Here is a 23,742-nt window from a genome sequence, read left to right as displayed (position 1 = left end):
CGTGTTCCTCCTTATATTCCTGGGGCTTTCCACATGTGTGTGGTCAGTCCCTCATCAGCTTGTTGAAGCTGGTGGTTGTTGATCTTCTTCCAGGTCTCAAATAGAGCCGTATAGGTTTTATGATTTTCATCATTGGGTGTATACTCTTTGTCCCATTGAACAAAGGCTTGTGCAGCGGACTGTATGTCTTTATAGAGTCCAGCACCAACGGCTGCGCAAATGGCAGCGCCTAATGCAGTGGCTTCTTTTACCATAGGTACTTTCACCCTAACGCCAAGGACGTCTGCGAGAATCTGGCACCATAGGGGGCTTTTGGAAGCACCGTTGGAGAAGATCACTTCAGAAGGGTTGTCTCCGGTGGCTTCTTTCACCAGGTCTAAATGTCCTCGGGTGACAAATGCTGCATTCTCTAAAATACTCCGGTAGAATGTGTACTTATTCCATTTAAATGGATCCAGTCCGAAGTTTGTGAAAGTTGGTGCGGCATGTCTCCATGCCTTGTAGTCCATAATATTGGAGAATACACCATAAAGACCATAACTGCCTACAGGGATTTTCTCGGCTTCTGCATTCATAAGATCGTAAACGTCTTTTCCTTGTTCTTCTGCTTTTACTTTGTCTAAATCCAGGAAGGCATCTCGGAACCATCTCAGAACAAGTCCTGGATTAAATGCGATTGCTTCATACTGCCACATGCCAGGGACAGCATGACAGTTCACTCGGAGCTTCATATCTTCCTGCACCTGAACTTTACTGGTGTTGTATTCCAGCTGCCAGAAAGACCCGCCAAAGATGCCAATTTGGCCGTCTTTTACAACTGCGGTGCCTACTCCGCCTAATTGAGCATCTCCACCGCCTGAAACTACAACTGTCTCAGTGGAAAGGAGAGTTTCCAGAGAGCATTGGGAAGAGACTTTCCCAATGGCAGTACCACTCTCTGCAATTGGGGGCAGGATGTCTTCTTTCAAACCGCAGGTTGAAAGAATCTCTGGAGCCCATGCCCGTGTTGCAATGTTGAAGATACCAGTAGTACACGCATTGGAAGGCTCAGAAGTCATAATCCCAGTAAGTTTATAGATCAGCCAGTCATTAAACATATTGATATAACGAGTTTTTTCGTAGATATCTGGCAGGTTTTCTTTGACCCAAAGCAGACGGGGGATGGCATCCAGAGCAGAAGTCTGTCCTGAAAGCATGTAGATATCTTTTTCAATAGAAGGATGGTGGACGATCATATCAGATGCTTCTTTTGAGGAACGTGAGTCCACATTTGCACATGCCCATAGTTCCTTCAGATTATCATCATAAAGAACGATCCCTTCTCGCATGCTGGTTGTACTGATGCCCAAGATGTCTTCAGAGTTTATCTCTGCCTTTTTGATGCTTTCATCAATACACTCCTTTGCCAGTGCCCAGTTGGTTTCCCAGTCAAAATTCATGGAACCAGGATAGGCAGGGTCTTCATGATGGAACCATTCTCGCTGATGAGAACTCAGCTGATTGCCTTCTGTATCAAAGACCACAGCGCGGATGCTTCCGGTTCCGCCATCAATTGCCATCAAATATTTTTTATTCAAGTCATACACCTCCTAGTACTGGTCAAGCAGTGCCTGAGCAGATTCTTCATCTGTGATCAGGATGTCCACGATGCCGGATATCAGTGCAGCATGCATAGATGGCAGCTTTCCTGGACCGCCTGCAATACCAATGACGTTCTTCTTTTCTTTCAATGTATCCAGTTTCACGGAGATCAGACGCTTATGAAGCTCCACATCCAGAATGTTGCCGTCTTTATCATAAAACTGGCTCAATATGTCCCCAATGGCACCTTTTCTCTCCAAGACTCTCAAATCAGAATCGGAGATGTGTCCTTCTTTATAGATGGTAGCATCTCTATTGAGCGCTCCTATACCGATGATTGTGTAATCGGAGGACTGAGTCATGTCCATGATGTTCTTCACTGATTTCTCTTTACAGAAGGTTTCTGCAAGCTCTGGTGTAGAAAGGATCAGAGGGGACGGAATGAGATAGATGTCGGCTGGGTTAAAGCTGTTCCTCTGCTGGGAGGAACCAATTAATGCATTGGCATACACGGACACGCCACCAGCCAAAGAAATAAAGGAAACCTTTTTCTCCAGATAAGAAAGAAGATAATGTAAGGTGTAGGAAATCGTCTCTCCATAACCGATGTTAATGAAATCATCTTCCTTCAGCTTTTCGTTGATGTATTGTGCTGCAGCCTTTGCAATGGATTTATTGATATTGTCTGGAGAAGTAGGCACGATGTATGCGTCTTCCAGACCGTATTTTTCAATGATCATTTTTTCAAGTTTTATACGGTTTCCTTGCTCGCTTCTTACTTTGAACTGAACCATACCTTCCTGTCGAGCCTGCTCCAGAAAAGAAACGACTTTCATTCTAGAAATATCCAGAAGCTCGGATATCTGCTGCTGAGTCATACCTTCCATATAGTAATACCAGGCTACTTTAAAGATCATATCTTCTTTGACCATTGGACACCCCCGATTAATCATCATAATCACAACAAATGTTTTATAAATAAATTTTTGTTACTTAATTCATTATATGGATAGGGAACGCTTTCTGTCAACCCTAAAGAATGAAAACGATTGATGAATTGTGTTAATCGTTGTAAACCATAGATTTTTACCGAATGATGCGAGCAGGTGCTGCAGACGTGATATCAAAACAAAATAATTTTAAACAAAATATTGTTGACAAAACAAATGTTATAAATTACTATGGATTTAATCAATCAAATCGATTTCAAGGAGGGTACATTTTGGATCACAATTTAAAAGAAAGTCAAAGACTTTTATATTTGGACTCCATAGAGAAATCGTTTTCTGATAACCGGGTACTGAAAGGTGTTACATTAAGTCTCCATCAAGGGCAGATCACTGCCATGATTGGTGGAAACGGTGCAGGTAAAAGTACACTCATGAAGATTATCATGGGCATTTACTTTCCGGATAAAGGAAGCGTATATATTGGGAATGAGGAAATCAAAACATTCAAGCCATCCAATGCACTGGATCTTGGAGTGTATCTTGTACCGCAGGAGCCGATGCTGTTTCCCAATATGACGGCAGAAGAAAATATCCTCATCGGACTGCCCGGGGATAGAAAGGCGAATAAGAAGAAACTGGAGCAGATCATTACAGATCTTGGATGGAAGATTGCACTAGGCAGAAATGCTGAACTTTTATCTATTGCCGACCAGCAGCTGATTGAAATCCTGAGAGGTCTATTAAGGGAAGCAAAAGTGCTGATTTTGGATGAACCGACCTCTTCTCTTACATTTAAAGAAATCAAAACACTATTTTCGATGGTAGAGAGGTTGAAGAATCAGGGGATTGGAATCATCTATATTACCCATAGACTGGATGAAGTGTTTGAACTTGCAACAGATGTTGTCATATTGAAGGATGGCAGAATCACCAGTGAAGGAAAAGTAAGTGAGTATACTAAAAAGGATCTCATTAGAAACCTTCTGCCACAAAATGTTGAGGTGGACTCCAGTGGAGAGATTGAGATGAAAGAAGCGGAGCCTGCTGAAGTGCAGCAGGGGAAAGTCGTCCTTGAAGTAAGCAATCTGACAGGATACGGATTCACAGACATCTCACTTCAGCTGCATGAGGGTGAGGTTCTTGGGATTGCAGGAGTTGTGGGTGCAGGAAGAACAGAGCTTGCAGAAGCAATCTTCGGAATAGAACCAGTGATATCAGGCAAGGTCTATTTGGATGGAAAAGACATCACAGGGCTTTCAACCAAAGAAGTGGTGGATCTTGGTCTCAACTATGTACCAGAGGACAGACACGCAAATGGAATCTTTAAGATTACCAGCGTCGTGGAAAACATTACTGCAGCATCCATGTCTTATGTTTCAAAGTTCTTTACGAAGAGAAAGAAAGAAGTGGATGTGGCACAAAAATACATTGATGATTTCAGAATAAAAGTGACAGATGAAGAACAAATCCTAGGATCCCTCTCAGGTGGAAATCAGCAGAAATGCGTGATAGCTAAGGTTCTTGCTTCTAATCCGAAGGTGATTATTCTTGATGAGCCCACCCGAGGGATCGATGCAGCTGCCCGTGCAGATGTCTATAAAATTGTCTCTAAGCTGAAAGAGGAAGGTTTGGCTGTACTCATGATTTCATCAGACTTAGAAGAAATAGTAAGTCTTTGTGACAGAACCCTTACCATGTACAGCGGCAGCATCAATGCTGAGATGTGCAGAGAAGAGATGAATCTTGACAGCATCATGGCTGCATCCTTTAATGTGCTCACAAAGGAGGTAGGCAGATGAAAAATATTATGATTAAACTGATGAAAGCAAGAGAAGTTACCGTCATCATCTTCATTGCAGTGCTCTTTGCTTTTGTTGGAACAGTTAATCCAAGCTTTGTATCTCCAGGCAACATTTCACTGACGCTTCAGAACAGTGTCATGTATATACTCCTAGCCATCGGTATCTATTTTGTCTTAATCAGTAAAGAAATCGATGTGTCCATTGGCTCTACGTTAGGGATGAGTGCAGCGGTGAGTGCAACACTTCTAAGAGAAGGCACAGCATTACCTTTGGTTATCCTTGCAGGAATAACAGTAGGTGCCCTCATTGGTCTCATCAATGGATTTGGTGTGGTAAAACTGAGAATCCCCTCTATTGTTATGACCTTGGGCATGAATGGCCTGGTTAGAGGCTTGATGATCGTGTATACAAAAGGTGCATGGGTAGAGAATCTGCCTGATTATTTCAAGAGAGCATCCCAGCATAAGATTCTGGGAACAAGCACTTTTTTGCTGGTGGTCCTGGTTATTATGCTTCTGATCTCTTTATATCTGAAGTATGCAAAAAAAGGAAAGTACTTCGCAGCGATTGGGGACAACAAAGATGGTGCTAACCTCATCGGTATTCCTGTAAATGGATATAAGATCTTCGCTTTTGTGCTCTCTGGAGTTTTCGCATCTTTGGCAGGTCTTGTTTATACAAGTCAGGTTGGGTTCGTGGCCAATGTGGCTGGAAACGGTTTGGAAATGATCACCATCGCTGCAGCAGTGCTTGGTGGTGTGAGTCTTAATGGTGGAATCGGGTCTGTGTTTGGCGCATCCTTAGGGGCTCTCCTTATGACATCAATCAACAGTGCGCTGGTGTTTTTGAAGATTCCAGCTTTCTGGAACAACACCATTTCAGGACTTCTTCTGGTCCTTATTGTAACAGCGGATGCACTGATCAACCGATACTTGAAGAATAAAGCCAAGCAGGAAAAACTGCTGAAAAAGAAAATTCAAACTGAAGAAGTTTTTAGTGAGGAGGAGGTACTGTCATGAAAAAATACAGAAAATTTATGAGATGGGAAACCATGCTGATTGTACTGCTTCTTGCTGAAATTCTGATCTTCGGTGCCATAAATCCCAAGTTTCTGAACTTGCGGACACTGCTATACAGCATCAATGACTTTGTCGCCATCGGGATTGTGTCTTTATTTGTCACTTTTGTCATCATCACCGGTGGCATGGACATTTCATCGGGCTCGATCATTGGGCTGACTTCCATCAGTATGGGGCTCCTGTGGAAACTTCTTGGCATCAACATTTGGCTCACCGTGCCCTTTGCTTTGATGGTAGGACTTCTGGCGGGTTCACTGAACGGGTATCTCGTGTCCTATGTAGGGGTTCAGCCCATGGTCACAACTCTTGGTACCAGCCTGTTTTTCTCGGGACTGTCTCTGGTTATCATGGGACTTTCTGGGGCCAGTACCTATGAGGGGATTGGAAACTTCCCAAGATCGTTTATCAATCTTTCCAATGGAAGCATCCTTTATCTGCCAATCCCGCTGCTCATTCTCATTGCTTTGTTTATTGTATCTTATGTGTTGCTGCATAAAACAAAATATGGGCGTTACATTTTCCTCATCGGTATCAATCCCAATGCGGCAAAATATTCAGGAATCAAACTGAAACCTGTCATTATGAGTGTCTATATGCTTTCTGGAGTCGCTGCATCCATTGCAGGTGTCATTATGACTTCCTATCTTGGAAGTTCAAGACCAGATCATGGGGCCACCTTAACGATGCCCATCATCACCGCAGTAGTTCTTGGGGGAACGCTGATCACCGGTGGAGGAGGAAGTGTGTTTGGTACAGCGCTGGCTGCACTCATCGTAGGATTCTTCCGTTTTGGTTCTCAGATGGCTGGTATTTCAAGTCAGCACATCAGTATCGGAGAAGGAATCCTGCTGATCACGGCTGTGGCCTTGAGAGGGGTAGACCTTCGGAATGCGATGAACCATCTGCTGCCACAAAGAAATATCATAAAAAACTAATTTTGGTTGAATTGGCGTAAGTCATTTAATAAACAATATAATTCATGGAGGGTAATTATGAAAAAGTCTAAAGTTTTGTCCTTAATTCTCGGATTGTCACTTACACTTGGTATTCTTGCTGGATGTACTACACCAGCAGAAGAGACACCTGAAACTCCTGCGCCTGGAGCGGAAGAACCAGCTGGAGAAGGTGAAATCAAAGACCCTAAAGATGTGAATGTTGTGTTTATCCCTAAGCTGACCGGAAACATGTTCTTTGAATCTGGGAACATGGGCGCACAGGAAATCGGTAAAGAAGTGGGATTCAATGTAAAGTATGACGGTTCCCCTGAAGCGGCAGTTGCCAATCAGGTACAGATCATCAACAGTGCAGTGAATCAGGGAGCAGATGCCATTGTTGTGTCTTCTCTTTCACCAGATGGTCTGAACCAGGCTCTTCAAAACGCAAGAGACAAGGGCATTAAGATTGTCACATGGGATTCAGACGTAGATCCAACACACAGATCTATTTTCGTAAACCAGGGAACTGCAGAAGATCTTGGACATATGCTCGTGGATATGGCTGCGGATCAGATGACAGATGCACAGAAAGAAAGTGCAAAGTTTGCATTCTTCTACTCCAGCCCTACTGTTACTGACCAGAATGCATGGGTGGAAGCTGCGAAAGCGTACATCGCTGACAAGTATCCAGGTTGGGAACTCGTCACAACACAATATGGTGAGCAGGATGCTCAGAAGTCTCTTCAGGTTGGACAGTCTATTCTTCAGACCTATGGAGACATCGATGCCATCCTATGCCCAGACTCCACTGCTCTTCCAGCAATGGCTCAGGCAGCAAAGAATCTTGGCAAGGACGGAGAAGTTATCATTACTGGTTTTGCAAGCCCGAACTCTATGAGAGATTTCGTGAAAGACGGTACTGTAAAGGCTCATGGTCTCTGGGATGTGAAGATCCAGGGAGCAATCAGTGCTTATGTAGGATACTGGCTGGGCGCAGGCAACGAACTGAAAGTTGGAGATACTCTGGATGTGCCTGGTGTTGGAAAGGTAACTGTAGAATCCAATAAGACACAGGGATATGACTACGAAGCAGAAGACAGTGGTATCATCTATCTTCCAGAAAGAGTTGTATTTACCATAGACAACATTGACGACTACGACTTCTAAACACCCCAAATAGAAGGAATCAAACCAAAAATCCTCTGAATACAGAAGCTTATCCAGATTATGGGTAAGCTTCTATTCATTTTCGGTGGTTTTTTGTGAGCTGTAATGATACTCGCATCTCGACAAATTACCTGAGGTATAGTTCGAGAATATTACTAAGATTCCATCAATTCTGATATAATTATACTGTACAGATGACTATAAAAATCACAGCGAAATAATGAGGGGAAGGAAGCGAAAAAGATGAAACCGGATCTGAAACACAAAGTGTTGCCGGTACTGATTCTTACAGTGGGTGGAGTTCTGCTGCTGGGGCTGACTTTTATGGCATATTACGGAGTAGTGCTTCTTGGGGAACGGTTTATTTCAGGTGGAAATCCACAGCTTTTTCCAATGGACAGAGCAAGATTCTATACCATGGCAGGTATTTTTATTGCTTATATTTTAGTAAGCAGGTTTCTGAAAAATGATCTGCTGAAATCTCTGCTTTTTATCTCGCCCTTTACCATGGCATTGGTTGTGGTGATTCTGAAGTATTATGAAACGCCGTTTTTAGCCCTTAGCATTGTGGTGCTCTTTTTTCTCCTAACCCTAGGTATGTTCAGAATGAAGAGAAGTAACTGGATGTATTATTATGCGGCATCCATGTCTTTTGTCATCGCGCTGGCTTACGCATGGCCAAGATAAGATAGAACTAAAAAGTAGCAGTATGAAAGTGAGGACATATGGAAAAAATCAAACAGTTCAAAGAAAAGGTTCTGGAAAATGTATCTAAAGTGATTGTGGGAAAAAATGATGAGATTGAGCTTCTCCTTACTGCTTTTCTTGCCCAGGGCCACATCCTATTGGAGGATCTTCCTGGCATGGGGAAAACCGTGATGGTACGTTCTTTTTCAAAGACCCTGGATCTTCCGTTCAAAAGAATACAGTTTACCCCAGACCTTCTTCCTGGAGACATCACCGGGATCAGTTTCTACAATCAGAAAGAAAAGGAGTTTGAGTTCCGTAAAGGGCCTCTGTTTGCCAATGTGATCCTGGCAGATGAGATCAACCGGGCGACTCCCAGGACTCAGGCAGCTCTATTGGAAGCCATGGAAGAAAGACAGATTACCGTGGATGGAGTGACAAGAAAGCTTTCTGAGCCATTCATGGTTCTCGCCACGCAGAACCCAGTAGAGACCTACGGCACTTTTCCGCTGCCGGAAGCTCAGATGGACCGGTTTCTCATGAGAATCAGCATGGGGTATCCGAGTCTGGAGGAAGAAAAGGTGATCCTGCGCCAAACCTTGGGTAATCTCCTGGAAACCCTCTCTTCAGTGGTAAGTGAGGAAGAACTGAAGCTTCTTATTGATGAAGTAAAAGAAGTGAAATGCACAGATGAGGTGCTCTCTTATCTGCTCCAGGTGGTACGGGCCACGAGAGAAGATGAGGAGATCACCATGGGCGTAAGTCCCAGAGGAAGTATTGCACTTTTTAGAGCTTCCCAGGTGTCTGCTGCTTTTGACGGAAGAGATTTTATGATGCCGGAAGATGTGAAGAGGATGGCACCCTATGTGCTGAATCATAGAATCGTTTGTGAAGATGCCTATGGCGTCGCTTCAGCAATGCGTAAGATTGAAGATCTTCTGACTAAAGTTTCAGTGCCGCTGGAAGAAGCTGGAGAGGACATATGACCGGACTTTTTGTAATGCTCCTTTTGGTGATTCTTCTTATAAACAGAGTGCTTTTCCTGTACAGTGGAAGATTTCTCACATATAGAACGAGTACAGACAAAAAAGTATATGAGATCGGGGAGACCATTAAAGTCCTGCCTGTCATTGAGAACAGAAAACCATTGACACTGCCCTTTCTTCGGGTGGATGAATATTATGATCCTTCGTTTTCTGTGGAAGTGAACAGCTACAGTCTCGTCCTCATGCCATATCAGAGAGTCAGAAGAACCTATGAGCTGAAGGCTGCCAAACGAGGGCTGTACCATGTGGAGGCAGCCTCATTAAAACTGGGAGATTTTTTGGGGTTTTATGAAACCTATCAGGAGATTCCGCTGAAGGTTCCAGTGGTGATTCTGCCGGAAAAAAAGAAACTTCAGAAGATCGTGATCCCTTATCGCAGTTTCCAAGGAGAGGTCACGGTCAAAAGATGGATCATGGACGATCCGCTGATGATTCGGGGCATCAGAGAGTATACTGGTGCAGAGTCTCAAAGATACATTCACTGGCCTTCTACGTTGAAATATGATCAGCTGATGGTGAAGCAGTTTGACTTCACGGCTGAAAAAAGTGTACTTCTATTTCTAAATCTGGAAACGGCAAAACCCTTTTGGAAAAATCCGGATCTGGAGGCCATGGAAAACGCCATTGTCATCATGCGGGCTGTCATGGAGGAGCTTACGAGTAAAAACATTCCCTTCAGTTTTGCATCCAATGCATACAATGATCATGAATCGCAAAGAGGCTATTACTTTCCACCGGGACTGTCAAAAGAAAGCCTAAGGAAGTACAACGAGATTCTTGGGAAAATGGGGAAAGTCATCGCCATGCCCTTGGAGGAATCCTTAAAAGGGTTCACCAGGAATAGACACGCCTACCAAACCTTTGTCCTGGTGACGCCCGGGGTGCTGGAAGAGTATCTTAGCCCGCTCAGATCATTTTCGAAAACCTTTGGCAGAAGTGTTGTACTGTCTGCAAGAGAAGAGAATCTGAACCGGCTGCCAAAAGAAATGGAAGTATATAAAGGGGGATTTTAGATGGCACTGCTTTTACTGGAACTCCTAAGAGTATTCTCCCTTACCATGTCCATTCTGATGATTCCCTTTGAGGTTGATCCCTGGGAGGGATTTCTTATCCTCTTCTATTCTTTAGGGATTTCTTCTTTATTTCTGTGGAGAAAATGGAGAAAAAGGCCTTGGAATCTATTGCTGGTCCCACTATTTTTGCTGCTTCCTCTGCTCCTTGCCTCAACAGCGGAAAGAGTATATTTTGCCATCCTCTATACTGGCGTGCTGTATGTGTACTTTGATGTGAGGCTTGGTATTCTGGATCCGAAAGATCTTTCACAACGGTTTAAAATAAGCTATGGGCTTCTTCTCTTTTTGGGTGTGACGGCCTCTATGACTGAGGGAGTCCGGTGGATTCTTCTAATAAACCTGCCCTTTTTGCTTTTGTACTTTTTTTCCACCATCCTTTTGAGTGTTGCATTAAGGCATCAGGAGGCGGGGATTGCTCCGAAAAAGAGCAGAAACAGAATCCTCCTGTATCTTCTGGTGAGCATTCTTTTTTCCGCAGTACTGGGCACAGAGGAGGCCAGAGACTTACTTTATACTTTGTTGCAGCAAGTTGGTTTTGTATTGTTATCTTTACTTTCTTATATCGTATATCCTTTCGCCTTTGTCTTTTATGCTCTTTTTTCGAGACTCAAAGGATACTTCAGGCCACCTCAGTTTGATGATTCACAAGGTGCAGAGCTTGGTGAAGGTTTTCAGGAAGAGTTCAGCTCTTTTGTGGAAAATGCAAGGGAGTACCCTGCCTTGAGGACCTTGTTGTCCCTTCTTTTGATTCTATCCTTCCTCTATCTTTTGTACCGCTTTCTCAGAAAGAGAGGGGAAAAGCCTGTGGAAGGACTGGAATATACGGAGCAGAGGGAATCTTTAAGAGAACATAAAGTGCAGAGAAGAAAAGCAGTTCGGGAGAAGGAACCTGATGGGCTTTATGAGAAGCTCAGATACCGATACCGAAACTATCTTTTGAAGCTTAGGAAAGAAATGGAAATCCATCTCTATGACACCTCAGAGGAGATTGCACAGAGGGCTGAAGAGGTCTCTTCTAAGGAACATGTGGAAATCCGAAAGATTTATCAGGAAGTAAGGTATGGTGAAAGAACAGTGACAATAGAACTTCTGAATGATTTCAGCAAGTATTTGGAGGACAGTCAGAATGAAAAATGAGTTGGAGATCAGCCCGTTTTCTATTTATGAAAAAGAGTATGTGAAAAAAGCTGCCCTTCTTCTAGAAAGTGCTTTTCCTGATAGCTATAAAGGGCGTGGAATAGATGAGGTCATGGAGTGTCTTTCTGAAGACCGAGTTGCGTTCAAGGCCACAAAAGACGGTGAGTTTATAGGATTTGTTTCTGCACTGGAAGCTTATAAACCCTATGGATGGGAACTTCATCCACTGGTTGTTGCTGATAACGCAAGAAAGATGGGCATTGGCCAAAAGCTTGTGGAAGCCCTGGAAAAGGTACTCTCAGAAAAAGGAGTACTGACTATATTTTTGGGGACCGACGATGAGCGTTTTGCCACAAGCCTTTCTGAAGGGGATCTTTTTGAAAATTTGTATGAGAAGATGGCAAAGGTAAGAAACTATAAGGAGCATCCCTATGAATTCTATGAAAAATTAGGATATCAGATTGTGGGTGTCATACCCAATGCCAATGGATGGAACAAACCGGATATCATTATGGCTAAAAATATTGCAGAAAAAGAGGTATAAAATGACTGAAAAGTGGTTAGATAAAGAGATCATGAAACTGATTGAACAAAGAAAATCCGTACGAACCTATGAGCAGCGTCCTCTCTCCGAGGAAGACCGCAAAGAAATCAGAGACTTTTTGAAATCTTCAGAGAACCCATTTCGTGTGAAAGTGGAGTTCCGGTTTCTGGAATCCCTTGAAAATACCACGAATCTAGGCACTTACGGAGTGATTAAAGGAGCCACCAGTTATCTTGGAGCTATGGTGAAGGACGGTCCTTTGGCACTAGAAGCACTGGGCTATGAGATGGAGAGACTGATGCTGTTTCTGGTGTCTAAAAATATCGGCACCTGCTGGCTGGGTGGAACCTTCAAGAGAGAAGATTTCAAAGAAGCCATGGTGGTTCCGGAGGGATATCTTTTCCCAGCCATAACCCCAGTAGGGTACGAAAAAGAAGAGAAAAGCCTGACAGATCGTTTGGTGAGATTCATTGCCAAAGGAAATCAGAGAAAGCCTTTTGAGGAGCTGTTTTTTCAGGATAGTTTTGAGACCTCGTATCCCAAAGAGGACAATGACCTTCTCTCAGACCTTCTGGAAATGGTCCGTCTTGGTCCTTCAGCTTCCAACAAACAGCCCTGGAGACTTCTTGTGAAGAACCAAGGCGTTCATTTCTATGAGAAAAAAACGCCTAAATACAGCGATGCTTTTCCTTATGACATCCAGAGACTGGACCTAGGCATCGCTGCTTGTCATTTCCATCTGGGAGCCATAGCACATGACTTGAAAGGCGAGTTTTTGGTGCTTGAAAGTTCTCCCCAAGAAGAGAGCGAAAACATGAAGTATCTGTTCACGTACCGGTTATGAACCATTTCTGAAAAGGAGAAGCTTCCATGTTGAAACTGAAGAGATTTTTCAAGAGAATCAGAAGAAGTATCTGGCTGTATCCCGCATTATACAGCATCTTTGCAGTGGTACTGGCATTTTGTGTGATCCTTATTGATGCGAGAGTGTTCTTTGATGCATCTGGGTATATCCCATCAGTTTTTCTCACCAGCACCGAACTTGCGAAAAATGTGTTAGGGATCATTGCCAGTGCATTTATCACCATCATGACCTTTACTTTTTCAACCACCATGGTGGTGCTGACCATGTATACATCTCAGTTTTCACCGAGGGTTGTTGAGAACTTTCTTGAGGAAAAAAGGACGATGAAAGCCTTTGGGATTTTCGTTTCAGGGTTCCTCTATGCCATCATATCCCTCCTGTTCATCCGGGATATTCTATCAGATTACCGGATCATCGCAGGAACCATCGGTGTGGTTTATATCGTGATTGGCATATTTAACTTTATTATCTTCATTCATAACGTTGGCACATACACTCAGGCATCCAATCTCATAGACCGTCTATTTCATCAGGCTTCACAGAGCATTCTGAAGTACTGCAAAGTAATGGAACAGTATTCCCTTGCTCTGAAAGAGGAGGTAGAGAAGGTAGAAAGTAAACTTCAGATCAAAGCACCCAAAAATGGATATTTGCTGAATATGGACTATCTGGGACTTCTGAAAATATCAAAGGACAAGAACATTCAGATTGTAGCGGAAAAAGTACATGGGCAGTTCGTCACAGAAGAGGATATAGTACTGCACATCTGTTATAGCGGGGACAGTGATATGGATCAGAATACGCTGAAGGACATCTCTTCTTGTATTGTCATCGGAGAGAGAAGAAATGAAGAGGATGATCTGGGTTTTGCATTGAAGAAGCTGGTAGAGGTTTCGCTTAAAGCTCTATCACCAGGAATCAACGATCCCAATACCGCGATCCTGTGCATTCAGGACTTGGGTCTGCTTATGAGAGAACTGGCCGTCCTGGAGCCAGGTTTCCGCAAGATGGAAGATGCAGGTGGAGAAGTGTACAGGGAAGGATTGGATTTTGGAACACTCCTTCGGGATGTCTTTCATCAGATCATCTATTATGGGAAGGGCGACTTTTTCGTGATGATGTCTCTTATGAAAGCCTTGGGACACATCACTGAAAACATCTCGGCAGGAAATCAGCCGGATTTAGAGAATTTTCTGGTTTACACTGAAAAAGTTCTGGTGAGTCTACACTGGGAAAAAGAGGATCAGTTTTATTTTCAAAATGAAATACAAGGCATACGCCTGAGACTTGAAAATAGACGGGTAAACCAATAAAATTTGCATAATACAATAAAAAATATCACCATCTGAAATATAGAAATATCTATCTGCCATTTTGCTTGAATATAGATTATATTAAATGGAAAAGGGGGATGTAATCATGGAAAAAAAGAATGTGGTCATTCATGACAAAATTACCATCGGGATCAGTGCCTGCTGTATGGGGTCACCTGTACGCTACAACAACAAGGGGTGGGATATGCTGGCGACCCTGGGGAGGGAGAAGCAGGATTTCATGTGGTGTCCGGTCTGTCCAGAAACCATGTCTGGATTAGGGGTGCCAAGAGATCCCATACACCTTTCTGGAGGAGACGGACTCATGGTGCTCAGTGGAGAAGCCAGAGTCAAAAACCGTAGAGGCAGGGATGTGACAGAAGAAGTTCTTTTGGGATGCGGATCCTGTATGGAGACATTAAAGAGAGCCAATGCCACAGCATATATCTACATGGATGGAAGTCCTACTTGTGGTGTATACAGAACCTCACTAAAAAAGCAGAAGCGGGGAAATCCTCCAGGGATTTTTGGTGCGATGCTTCTTAATGAGGAAATGTTTCTCATTCCAGCAACGGATGTGCAGAGCCCTATCAAGTGGTGGGACTGGAGAAGAAGACTCTTGGCGTTCCATTGGTTCAGATCTCTTCCTTTAGAGAGCAAAGATGATCTCTATAAGGCCTGGTATGTGCTGAAATTCTTATGTCAGGAGATTGATGACACCTTTGCGCGGGATCTTGGCAGAAAGCTTGCAGATCTTCCGAAAAATATAGAGGAGGATACCATGAAGTCCATCCGGAAGGAGATTCTTGAGACCCTCCGGAAGCCATCCACTGTAAAGAAAATCACCCACAGCCTTTGGAAAAACTACTCGTACTATAGAAAAACCAAAGGTCAGGAAGTGGAGGGAATCAATTCACCTGATTTCAGGCGTAATGTCACAACCATCGCCAAAGAGCTTCTGCTCATGGAAAGGACCGCTTTTGAGGAAGAGGTGTTTTTTGCGACATCGCCAGTGATCTATAGAGATAAGAGAAGGATGCCCAAAGTGGAAGCCTATGATGCTGAAATGGATGAAGAGATCGAAGACACTCTGAAGGGAATTCTACCTGAAGAAGAATAAACTCAGTATTCGTTAAATGTATTTCATATACTAGTGTAATTGTGAGAGTTTTCCTTTAGAATATAATTAAGCCAGTAAACAGTTTTGGTTTCCGGATGGTTTACTGGCTATCTTTATGCAGAAAGTGGGGCGGTAAGAATGAAGAAAATAATCTTGGCTGCTGTTTTACTGGCTCTTGCAACTATAGCTTGCATTGCAGCTGCAGTATGGTTTTCTGAGGATAAGAAAGCAGTCCCTGAAGTTCATAGTACCAGGGCTTTATTTTCCTGGTCCTCATCGGCTGTAGAAGACAAAACTCTCTTGGAGACCATGAAAAAAGCAGATCTCAATACTTTATTTCAAAGCTTTTCAGCCGATAATGATAAGAATAGCATTGCATTTCTAGAAGAAGCCGCTGCAGAAAAGTTTACTGTCTATGCACTTACAGGAAGTCCGGAGTGGGCTTTGGATAAAAATGGAAGCAGCATGGTAGAAAGGGTCGACCGGATCTTAGCCTTGAATGAGAAAGCAGCAGAGAGCGATAGAGTTCAAGGCGTCATTATGGATGTGGAGCCGTATCTTCTGGATGAATTTAAAGGCAATGAAACGGAGATCATGGAATCCTTTATCCTGGGACTTGAGGCGGCTTACGGGAAGGCGAAGGAGCAGAACCTGCGGTTTGGTGTTTGTATTCCATATTTTTATGATCACTGGGATCTTCAGGATGAACTGGACAGGATAGCAAAAGCTTCTGATTTTATGCTTGTGATGAACTATTACCGGGATAAAGAAATCGAGCACATGTCTTTTGAAGCTGAGCTGGCCCGTAAATATCAGAAAGAGATCATGACGATTTATGAGCTGCAAGCCCCTGGGACATATGGCCTTACGGAAAGGAACACCTATCATGGCCTTGGACTTGCGAAGGTAGAACAGAATTTTTTAAAGCTTCAGGCACATTATGGAGATCAGACTGTGTCCATGGCTTATCACGAATATAACGCATTGAAGGAGGTGCTTTCGGGTGAATGAAGTGTATCGGGTGGAGAAGAAATACCTCATTGAGCAGAGGCAATACTATGAGCTCTCCCACTACCTGGATAAGATGATGATTCGGGATCAAAACAGTGAGGGGGAAGGCTATACCATACGGTCTCTTTATTTTGACTCCATCGACGACCGGGATTTCCATGAAAAAGAAGATGGGATTGAAGTGAGAAGAAAAATAAGGTTAAGAACTTATCAGACATCCCCAGACTTTGGTCTTCTGGAAATGAAAAAGAAGCAAGGAGAAAGACAGAAGAAGTCTTCTATGAGATTACCGGTAGAGGACTGCAGGAAACTCATTTCAGGGGACTTTGGTGTTCTTTTGAAGTATCAGACTCCTTTTGCCCTGGATTGCTACAGCATCATGAGTATGCATGCATACAGACCGAAATCTGTGGTGACCTATGAACGGAAAGCCTTTATGGCGAAAGAGAATAAAATCCGAATCACCTTCGATCACCACATCCGGGGGACAGAAAGCAATTATGATATTTTTTCCGAACACTTCAATGAAAATCCCATTCTGGATCCGTATCTGGTGATTCTGGAAGTAAAATACAACGGATTTCTTCTCGGATATATCAAGGATTTTCTCGATGGAGTTGAAAAACAGGAACTTTCCATAGGGAAATACAGTTTAAGCCGTGTTGTCAGTAAACATTATTTATTTTAAGTGAGGTGCACATTTTGAGGGAAATTCTACTACAAATGATTGAGCAGTCTGGTTCTCTGACGGTGAGAGACATCATGACAAACATTTCTTTTGCCACGTTCCTATCTTTAGCCGTTTATGTTTCCTATTGGTATACCCATGTGGGGACAGCCTACAGTAAAAAATTCAATGTGTCTCTCGTGACACTGACCATCCTTACTTCAACGGTTATGACCGTCATCGGCAATAATATCGCCCTGTCTCTGGGTATGGTCGGTGCTCTTTCTATTGTCAGATTCAGAACTGCAATTAAAGATTCCAGGGATACCACCTATATTTTCTGGGCCATCATCATTGGTATCAGTACGGGTGCAGGGGATTATCTGGTGGCAAGCTTTGGCAGCGCAGTGGTTTTTGTGGTGCTTCTCTTCCTTGGCAGAGTGAAAAATGAGAATCGAATTCTTCTCATCATCCGGGGCAATCGGGTAAAGGAATTAGAGATTGAAAGTGCAGTATACACCTATTTCCAGCACAAAGCCTTTTTAAGAGTCAAAAACACCACCCAAGACAGTATAGAGCTGATTTATGAACTGAGCAGAAAAGTGTATCAGACTTCCACAAAGAACAACAAAACCATTTCGGAACGGATTTATGAGATTGGTGAAGTGGACTATGTGAACATCATCACTCAGAATGATGAAATCAGCTGATGACTTATGAGATATAGAGTTATTTATGTTCTGATGATCATTGCCGTAGCGCTGATGGCGCTTGGGGTGTTTACAGTGGAAGAATACGCCTTTCATGCAAGAAGCTATCAGCATGAGTTTAGTGAAAGTGAGATAAGCCATACAGCAGAAGGGATCACCACGCACCTTCCCGTTGTTTCAATCCATACAGAGGACCAGAAAATTCCAGGGACGCCAGTGGAGAACCAGGAGAATGTCTATGAGCTGGCGCCCAATGGAGAAAACTCCATCGTAACGGAAATGAAGATTTATACAGCAGAGGAGAGCGATCCTTTGGACCTTCTTGTAAGAGTCCGCTACAGAGGAAACTCGTCCAGATATTTTTCGAAAAAATCCTATGCTGTGCGTCTTGTCAATGAGAAAGATGAAGAAAGAAAGGAACCGCTTCTGGGGATGGAGAAACATGACGAGTGGGTTCTTCATGGACCCTATTTGGACAGAAGCCTTTTGAGAAACTACTTGGCTATGAATTTATCAGGGGAAATCATGTCTTTCGCGCCAGATGTCCGTTATGTGGAGCTCTTTGTGGATGGCTCCTATGAGGGAGTATATCTTCTTATGGAAACCATCACCAAGGGAGAGGGACGTGTGGAGATATCCACACCGTCCAGGAACAGCAGACTGACGAGCTATATTCTGGAGATGGACAGGCCGCTCAAAATGAAACCTGAGTTTACACTTTATGACTTTTTGACCTATACTTTCCGTACACAAGGAAAGGGCTTTGAAGTGGTCTATCCAGGGGCCAATCAGTTTACAGAGGACCGGATCCGATATGTGGAGCAGGACTTTTCAAATATCAGTAAGTTCCTCTATGAACGGCCTTTAGAGGATTCCACAGAGGAGATAGCCAAGGTTTTTGACATTCAGGCATTCCAGGATTATTTTATCATCAATGAACTGTTCAGAAATGTCGATGCCGGATTCTACTCCACATTTCTCTATAAAGATGTCAGAGGACTTTTAACACCAGTTGTATGGGATTTCAACAACTCACTGGATAATTATCAGGAGATCTCCCATCCTGTCCATGGCTTCTCTTTAACGGGGGCCGTGTTTTTTGAGACCCTATTAAAAGATGAAGATTTTGTGGAAGGGCTCCTCAATCGATATGAGTACTTAAGAGAAACGGTGCTGAAGGAAGAAAGACTGGTGAATCTCATCGATGAAACAGTGGATTATCTTGGCACAGCAGTGGAGAGAAATGATGAAAGATGGGGCAGTATCTATGATCTGTCAAACTATAATGTCTATGAATATCTGGAGCGATTGGAAAGAAATGTCACAAGTCACGAGGAAGCTGTGGCGCAAATGAAAGAATATCTTCTGGAGCGCGGCAGATGGCTGGATGAACATATGGTGACTTTGAAACAATACAGTCATCCATCGCGAAATGCTTTTGAAATGATACGTTAGGAGGGAACCGGTTGAAGAAGTTTTTATTTTCAGTGCTTGCTGTTTTACTTGTGACAGCTGGTTTTCTGTTTCTGTACTTTATGCAGGGGCTTTTTATTCCAATGAATGAAGGGGAAAAGGTTTCTGTATCCTTTAAGGCGGAGAATGGTCTATATTATGTGGAGAATCATGGTGTTTATGAACCGATCCATGTAAAAGGAATTCATGTGGGGCAGGCTGAAGCCTTCCACAATGCACTGGACTTCTCCACGGAAAAAGAGACGTTTCTTAGATGGTTTCAGGACATTCAAAGACTTGGAGCCAATACAATAAAAATCAATACAGTGTATCACCAGGCTTTTTATGATGCGCTCTATGAGTTCAATATAAACAGCGAATCACCCCTTTATCTTCTGCAGGGAATCAGACCTTCAGAAAGTGATGCACTTTGGGATAAAGACGGATATCATCCAGAATTTCTGGATCGCCTGAAACGGGATGGAAGAAAAGCTGTAGATGTCATTCATGGAAGAAAGATTGCCCTAAATGACACGCGAACAGGAAATGGTCTTTTTATGAAAGATGTTTCTCCTTGGGTGCTCGGGTTTTTGGTGGGAGATGAATGGAATCTTGATCTTATGGCCTACACCAATGAAAATGAAGGCAATCCAGATGAGTTTACAGGTGCTTATATCAAAACAGATGGAGCCAATGCCTTTGAGGCACTGCTGGCGAAAATCATGGACGATATGATGGGCTATGAAACCAGAAAATATGGGAATCAAAGGCCCATAAGCTTTGTGAGTTCCTCGATCTATGACCCTTTTGTCTACGAGGAATCCTTTGCAGAGCTCATTGGAAAATATAACAGACTGAATATAGAGCATCTTAATGCCACGTCCCGGAATGAAGCAGGACTCTTTGCAGCCTACCAGTATGATGGAGTCTCCGATACAAGACTGCAGCACTTGGCAAATAACGAGATGAACCGCACTCTTCTTCAAAGCGGAGATGTAAAGAGCTATTTGAGTCTTCTGAAGAATCATCATGAAAAACCCCTGATGATTGTAAACTTTAATGTATCCAGCGCCAGAAATACCGTGGATCATCCTGAAGGAGTCACGGAAAGACTCCAAGGGGAAGAGATTGTTTCTCTTCTTGAAAGATTTGAAGCATCTGGGATAGACCATGCTGTGCTCCACTCCTGGCAGGACACCTGGTATCTAAGAACCTGGAATACGGCTTATGGCTTGGATGCTCAGATGGAAAGTCTCTGGCAGAACAGTCTAACAGAAACAGAGCACTATGGGCTTGCTGTTTTTGAACCCTACCGCGGAGAAACCCTTATGAGGGTGGATGGCAAGAAAGAAGACTTCGAAGACATTGATTTCATTGAAAAGGAGGGGTTCCGCTACGCAGTGACCCGAGACCATAATTACCTGTACCTGTTCATGGAAGGAAAATCCTTTGAGAAGGAGAAGATGGTCATCGGGTTTGATTTCCTCGAAGATGTGGGCACGAAGAGCCCTGCAGGATATGGTATGACCTTTGATCAGGGTGCTGATTTTCTTCTGGTTATGGATGGTAAGGAGAATACAGAACTCCTTGTTCAGGAGCGCTACAGCAGCATACGTCCTCAGTTTCTGGAAAGGCTGAAATCTGTCAACCCTTATGTGCTGAAGCCCCGTAAGGACAGCAGTAAAATGGTGCCCATCCAGATGGTCCGAAGATATACCGAAGAGGAGATTGATCTTCTTAACGAACGTCCGCTGAGTTACTACACAAGCTTCACAGTTGGCGCATTCACCTATGGTCAGGGGGACCCAGATGCAAAGGATTACGTGTCCACCTCAGATTTCTACTTTGGAGAAGAGAGCGTGGAGATCCGCATTCCCTATGGACTTCTTAATTTTTACAATCCTCTGGACGGAATGATCCATGAGGACTATTATGACAATTTCGGTGTTGAGCCACTAAAAATAAGAAAGTTCAATATCGGTATTGGCTCTTTAAATGAGGAGATTCAGATGGATACAATCCAGCTCTCACCTCTTCAGAGAAGTGCAGAGGTCAATTTCAGGCTGAAAGAGTCCTATGGCATTCTGAAGTCTTATTGGGAGGGGAGCAGATGATCGTCAATGTGATTCTTTATAGTTATTTTTTCATCTGTATGCTCATACTCTCCTATACCGTGTTTTATATTTTTTACAATTATTATCGTAAGTTTGTAAATCGAAGATTGGAGAATAAGTGGAAAGTTTTCGTTTCACAGCAGATTCAGAGGCAGAGTAAAACAGGTACAACGGATAGTAGTTTCAGAAAACGGATGGAAAGAGACCTGAAAAAGCCGGGCAATCTCATGAATTTTCATCTGGCACTGGAAAGCTTCAATAGCAAGGAGGAGCCTTTCAGGATGTTTCTTCATGATATTGAGGATTCTATCGTAAAACTTGCGATGCATTATGGAACCAAAGGTGTCATGGAAAAGTCGTATTTTTGTCAGTTCTTCTCTGCCTTCAACAAGGGACAGTGGTCACAAGAAAAACTACTCTATGTATTTTTAGAGTATCTGAAGCCATCTACGGTTTATGTCAGAGAAAGTGTGCTGAAGGCGATCTACAGCTGCGGACATGAGGAGTGGGTACTTCGCTTTTTCTCTATTCTCACGGAAGAAAACTGGTTCCACCATCCAAAGCTTCTTGGGGATGGTCTGGTTCTTTTTACAGGAGACAGGGAAAATCTCGCAAAGGCCTTATGCGAGAAAAGAGATACTTACAGTGATTTTATTCAGCAGGGAATCATTCAGTTTATATCTCTCACCAGCGAATGGTATCAGGAAGAAATGCTCCAGTGCGCAGTGGATGAGTCGAAAAATCTCGAGATCCGTCTTGCTGCACTACGGTATCTAAAAAAGTATCCCTATGAAAAGGCCAGACCGTTTCTGTATAACTACCTGCTGAACAGAGAAAATCTTTATCAGCTTCGCGTGGTTTCGGCAAGAACTCTGGGCAGCTATAAGGCAAAAGAAACCGTGGAAGTACTGAAAGAAGCTCTCCATGATCCCAACTGGTATGTGAGATTTAATGTAAGTGAGTCTCTCATTGAACTGAAGGTGAATCTTGTGGATTTGAAGGATATCTTTTTAGATGAAGACCGGTACGCAAAAGACATACTGCTTTATCGGATCAGTGAAAGGAGGGGGAAATAAGTGCTTTTTCTTGAAAATCTGGTACAGACCATTGGGTATTTTTTTCTCGTCTATATGCTGATTTATACGACGTATCTCATCGTCACGGTTTTATTCGGTGCAGTTCAGCTGTATACTCAAGACCGGATGGTCCGGTATAGAAATGAACTGAAACACGGCTACTACGTTCCCATCTCCCTGCTGGTTCCAGCCTACAATGAGGAAATCACCATCGTGGACAGTGTCAGCAGTCTTTTGAATCTTGAGTATAAGCTTTATGAACTGGTCATTGTGGATGATGGATCTAAAGATAAAACGTCAGAGACGCTCATCCAAGCTTTTCAGATGAAGAGAACCAGGCGTCCCATCCAGATGCGCATTCCGTGCAAGAAGGTGCTGGAGGTCTATGAAACAACCTATAACAATATCCAGATCACCCTTGTCATCAAAGAGAATGGGGGAAAGGGAGACGCGCTCAATGCTGCTGCGAATCTTTCCCGGTATCCCTATGTGGTCTCTATTGATGCGGATTCTCTTTTGCAAAGGGATTCACTGGAGAAAATCATCCAGCCGATCCTAAGAGATGAACGAATTGTTGCCGTGGGCGGAATGATCAGAATTGCGCAAACTGTCCTCATGGATAAAGGAAAAGTCATCGATTACCATGTGCCCTGGAATCCCATTGTGGGGATGCAGGTGGTGGAGTATGACCGCTCATTCCTTGCTTCCAGGATTTTCCTGGATCAGTTCAATGCGAACCTCATCATATCCGGTGCCTTCGGGCTGTTTAAAAAAGAAGTGCTCATTGCTGTGGGGGGCTACAGCACAGATACCTTGGGAGAGGATATGGAGCTTGTGATGAAAATCAATAATTTCTGTATCAACAACCAGAAGAAATGCAGGCTCGCCTATGAACCAAGAGCCATCTGCTGGAGTCAGTCCCCTTCTTCGCTGAAAGATATCATCAAGCAGAGAAAGAGGTGGTATCTCGGTCTTTTCCAGTCTCTGTGGCAGTACAGAGCCATGATCAATCCCTTTAAAGCGGGATTTCCCAGGATGTTTTCTTATCTTTATTATGTTCTGTTTGAACTTCTTTCACCGTTTATCGAGATCATTGGCCTCATCAATATTGTCCTAGCCTGGCAGCTGAATCTCCTCTTTGTGCCCTTTATGATCAGGCTTTTCATCATTTATACGGTTTATAATGTAATACTGTCCATTACAGCTTTTTTCCAAAGAGTATACAGCCAAGGGATAAAGCTTCACTTCTCTGATATCATCAAGGCACTCTTCATGGTTACGCTGGAAACGGCGCTTTACCGCTATGTGCTTTCTTTTGTCAGAGCTACGGCGTTCATAGGCTATAAGAGAAAAAGAACTTCCTGGGGACAGATACAAAGAACCAAACAGAACTACATATAGGTTTTAAAAGAA

The 23,742-nt window shown here is 43.3% G+C and carries 21 protein-coding genes; 19 read left to right on the top strand and 2 right to left on the bottom strand.

Features of this window, described 5'->3' with window-relative positions; all coding sequences use genetic code 11:
* Positions 1-11 precede the first annotated feature (11 nt).
* Complete coding sequence (gene lsrK, locus DEF30_RS09605; protein WP_294098713.1) at positions 12-1,586, bottom strand: autoinducer-2 kinase; 1,575 nt, start codon at positions 1,584-1,586, stop codon at positions 12-14.
* 3 nt (positions 1,587-1,589) lie between these two features.
* On the bottom strand, positions 1,590-2,537 hold the full coding sequence (locus DEF30_RS09600) for a sugar-binding transcriptional regulator (protein ID WP_083422745.1): 948 nt from the start codon (positions 2,535-2,537) through the stop codon (positions 1,590-1,592).
* A gap of 266 nt (positions 2,538-2,803) precedes the next feature.
* Here DEF30_RS09600 and DEF30_RS09595 point away from each other — a divergent pair, with 266 nt between their 5' ends.
* The 19 genes from DEF30_RS09595 (at position 2,804) to DEF30_RS09505 (ending at position 23,730) form a co-directional block, all read left to right on the top strand.
* Complete coding sequence (locus DEF30_RS09595; protein WP_294098708.1) at positions 2,804-4,330, top strand: sugar ABC transporter ATP-binding protein; 1,527 nt, start codon at positions 2,804-2,806, stop codon at positions 4,328-4,330.
* On the top strand, positions 4,327-5,352 hold the full coding sequence (locus DEF30_RS09590) for an ABC transporter permease (protein WP_294098705.1): 1,026 nt from the start codon (positions 4,327-4,329) through the stop codon (positions 5,350-5,352). The genes DEF30_RS09595 and DEF30_RS09590 overlap by 4 nt, the downstream gene beginning before the upstream one ends.
* Positions 5,349-6,347: an autoinducer 2 import system permease LsrD gene (locus DEF30_RS09585; protein WP_294098703.1), complete on the top strand. Its 999-nt coding sequence runs from the start codon at positions 5,349-5,351 to the stop codon at positions 6,345-6,347. Before DEF30_RS09590 ends, DEF30_RS09585 begins: the two co-directional genes overlap by 4 nt.
* 57 nt (positions 6,348-6,404) lie before the next feature.
* Positions 6,405-7,514 carry an autoinducer 2 ABC transporter substrate-binding protein LsrB gene (lsrB, locus tag DEF30_RS09580; RefSeq protein ID WP_074912245.1) on the top strand — a complete coding sequence of 370 codons (1,110 nt, stop codon included), beginning with the start codon at positions 6,405-6,407 and terminating at the stop codon, positions 7,512-7,514.
* A gap of 243 nt (positions 7,515-7,757) precedes the next feature.
* Positions 7,758-8,201, top strand: a complete 444-nt coding sequence (locus DEF30_RS09575) for a hypothetical protein (protein ID WP_294098696.1) — start codon at positions 7,758-7,760, stop codon at positions 8,199-8,201.
* Positions 8,202-8,239: 38 nt separating this feature from the next.
* Entirely contained in the window at positions 8,240-9,187 is a 948-nt protein-coding gene (locus DEF30_RS09570; protein WP_294098694.1) for a MoxR family ATPase, read from the top strand.
* Positions 9,184-10,260 carry a DUF58 domain-containing protein gene (locus DEF30_RS09565; RefSeq protein ID WP_294098693.1) on the top strand — a complete coding sequence of 359 codons (1,077 nt, stop codon included), beginning with the start codon at positions 9,184-9,186 and terminating at the stop codon, positions 10,258-10,260. Before DEF30_RS09570 ends, DEF30_RS09565 begins: the two co-directional genes overlap by 4 nt.
* A complete protein-coding gene (locus DEF30_RS09560; RefSeq protein WP_294098690.1) occupies positions 10,261-11,457 on the top strand; it encodes a hypothetical protein in 1,197 nt (398 codons plus the stop codon).
* Positions 11,447-12,001: a GNAT family N-acetyltransferase gene (locus DEF30_RS09555; protein ID WP_294098688.1), complete on the top strand. Its 555-nt coding sequence runs from the start codon at positions 11,447-11,449 to the stop codon at positions 11,999-12,001. The genes DEF30_RS09560 and DEF30_RS09555 overlap by 11 nt, the downstream gene beginning before the upstream one ends.
* Positions 12,002-12,032: 31 nt before the next feature.
* Positions 12,033-12,845 (top strand): nitroreductase family protein, encoded by an 813-nt coding sequence (locus DEF30_RS09550; RefSeq protein ID WP_294098686.1) that lies wholly within the window; start codon positions 12,033-12,035, stop codon positions 12,843-12,845.
* Between the two features lie 26 nt (positions 12,846-12,871).
* Complete coding sequence (locus DEF30_RS09545; protein WP_294098684.1) at positions 12,872-14,179, top strand: DUF2254 domain-containing protein; 1,308 nt, start codon at positions 12,872-12,874, stop codon at positions 14,177-14,179.
* Positions 14,180-14,285: 106 nt separating this feature from the next.
* Positions 14,286-15,299, top strand: coding sequence for a DUF523 domain-containing protein (locus DEF30_RS09540; protein WP_294098683.1), 1,014 nt, complete (start codon positions 14,286-14,288; stop codon positions 15,297-15,299).
* 138 nt (positions 15,300-15,437) lie between these two features.
* A complete protein-coding gene (locus tag DEF30_RS09535) occupies positions 15,438-16,310 on the top strand; it encodes a hypothetical protein (protein ID WP_294098681.1) in 873 nt (290 codons plus the stop codon).
* On the top strand, positions 16,303-16,998 hold the full coding sequence (locus DEF30_RS09530) for a polyphosphate polymerase domain-containing protein (protein WP_294098679.1): 696 nt from the start codon (positions 16,303-16,305) through the stop codon (positions 16,996-16,998). The genes DEF30_RS09535 and DEF30_RS09530 overlap by 8 nt, the downstream gene beginning before the upstream one ends.
* A 5-nt stretch (positions 16,999-17,003) precedes the next feature.
* Positions 17,004-17,687: a DUF4956 domain-containing protein gene (locus tag DEF30_RS09525; protein ID WP_242943541.1), complete on the top strand. Its 684-nt coding sequence runs from the start codon at positions 17,004-17,006 to the stop codon at positions 17,685-17,687.
* A 6-nt stretch (positions 17,688-17,693) separates the two neighbouring features.
* On the top strand, positions 17,694-19,142 hold the full coding sequence (locus tag DEF30_RS09520) for a CotH kinase family protein (protein ID WP_294098673.1): 1,449 nt from the start codon (positions 17,694-17,696) through the stop codon (positions 19,140-19,142).
* 11 nt (positions 19,143-19,153) lie between these two features.
* Positions 19,154-21,253 (top strand): hypothetical protein, encoded by a 2,100-nt coding sequence (locus DEF30_RS09515; RefSeq protein ID WP_294098671.1) that lies wholly within the window; start codon positions 19,154-19,156, stop codon positions 21,251-21,253.
* The gene (locus DEF30_RS09510; protein ID WP_294098669.1) at positions 21,250-22,329 is read left to right on the top strand and encodes a HEAT repeat domain-containing protein; all 1,080 of its coding nucleotides are present in this window, start codon (positions 21,250-21,252) and stop codon (positions 22,327-22,329) included. The genes DEF30_RS09515 and DEF30_RS09510 overlap by 4 nt, the downstream gene beginning before the upstream one ends.
* Entirely contained in the window at positions 22,330-23,730 is a 1,401-nt protein-coding gene (locus DEF30_RS09505) for a glycosyltransferase (protein WP_294098667.1), read from the top strand.
* Positions 23,731-23,742: the final 12 nt, after the last annotated feature.

Origin of the sequence: Proteiniclasticum sp. (assembly GCF_003514505.1) — a bacterium.
GTDB lineage: Bacteria > Bacillota > Clostridia > Clostridiales > Clostridiaceae > Proteiniclasticum.
This window is presented reverse-complemented; position numbering and strand designations above follow the sequence as displayed.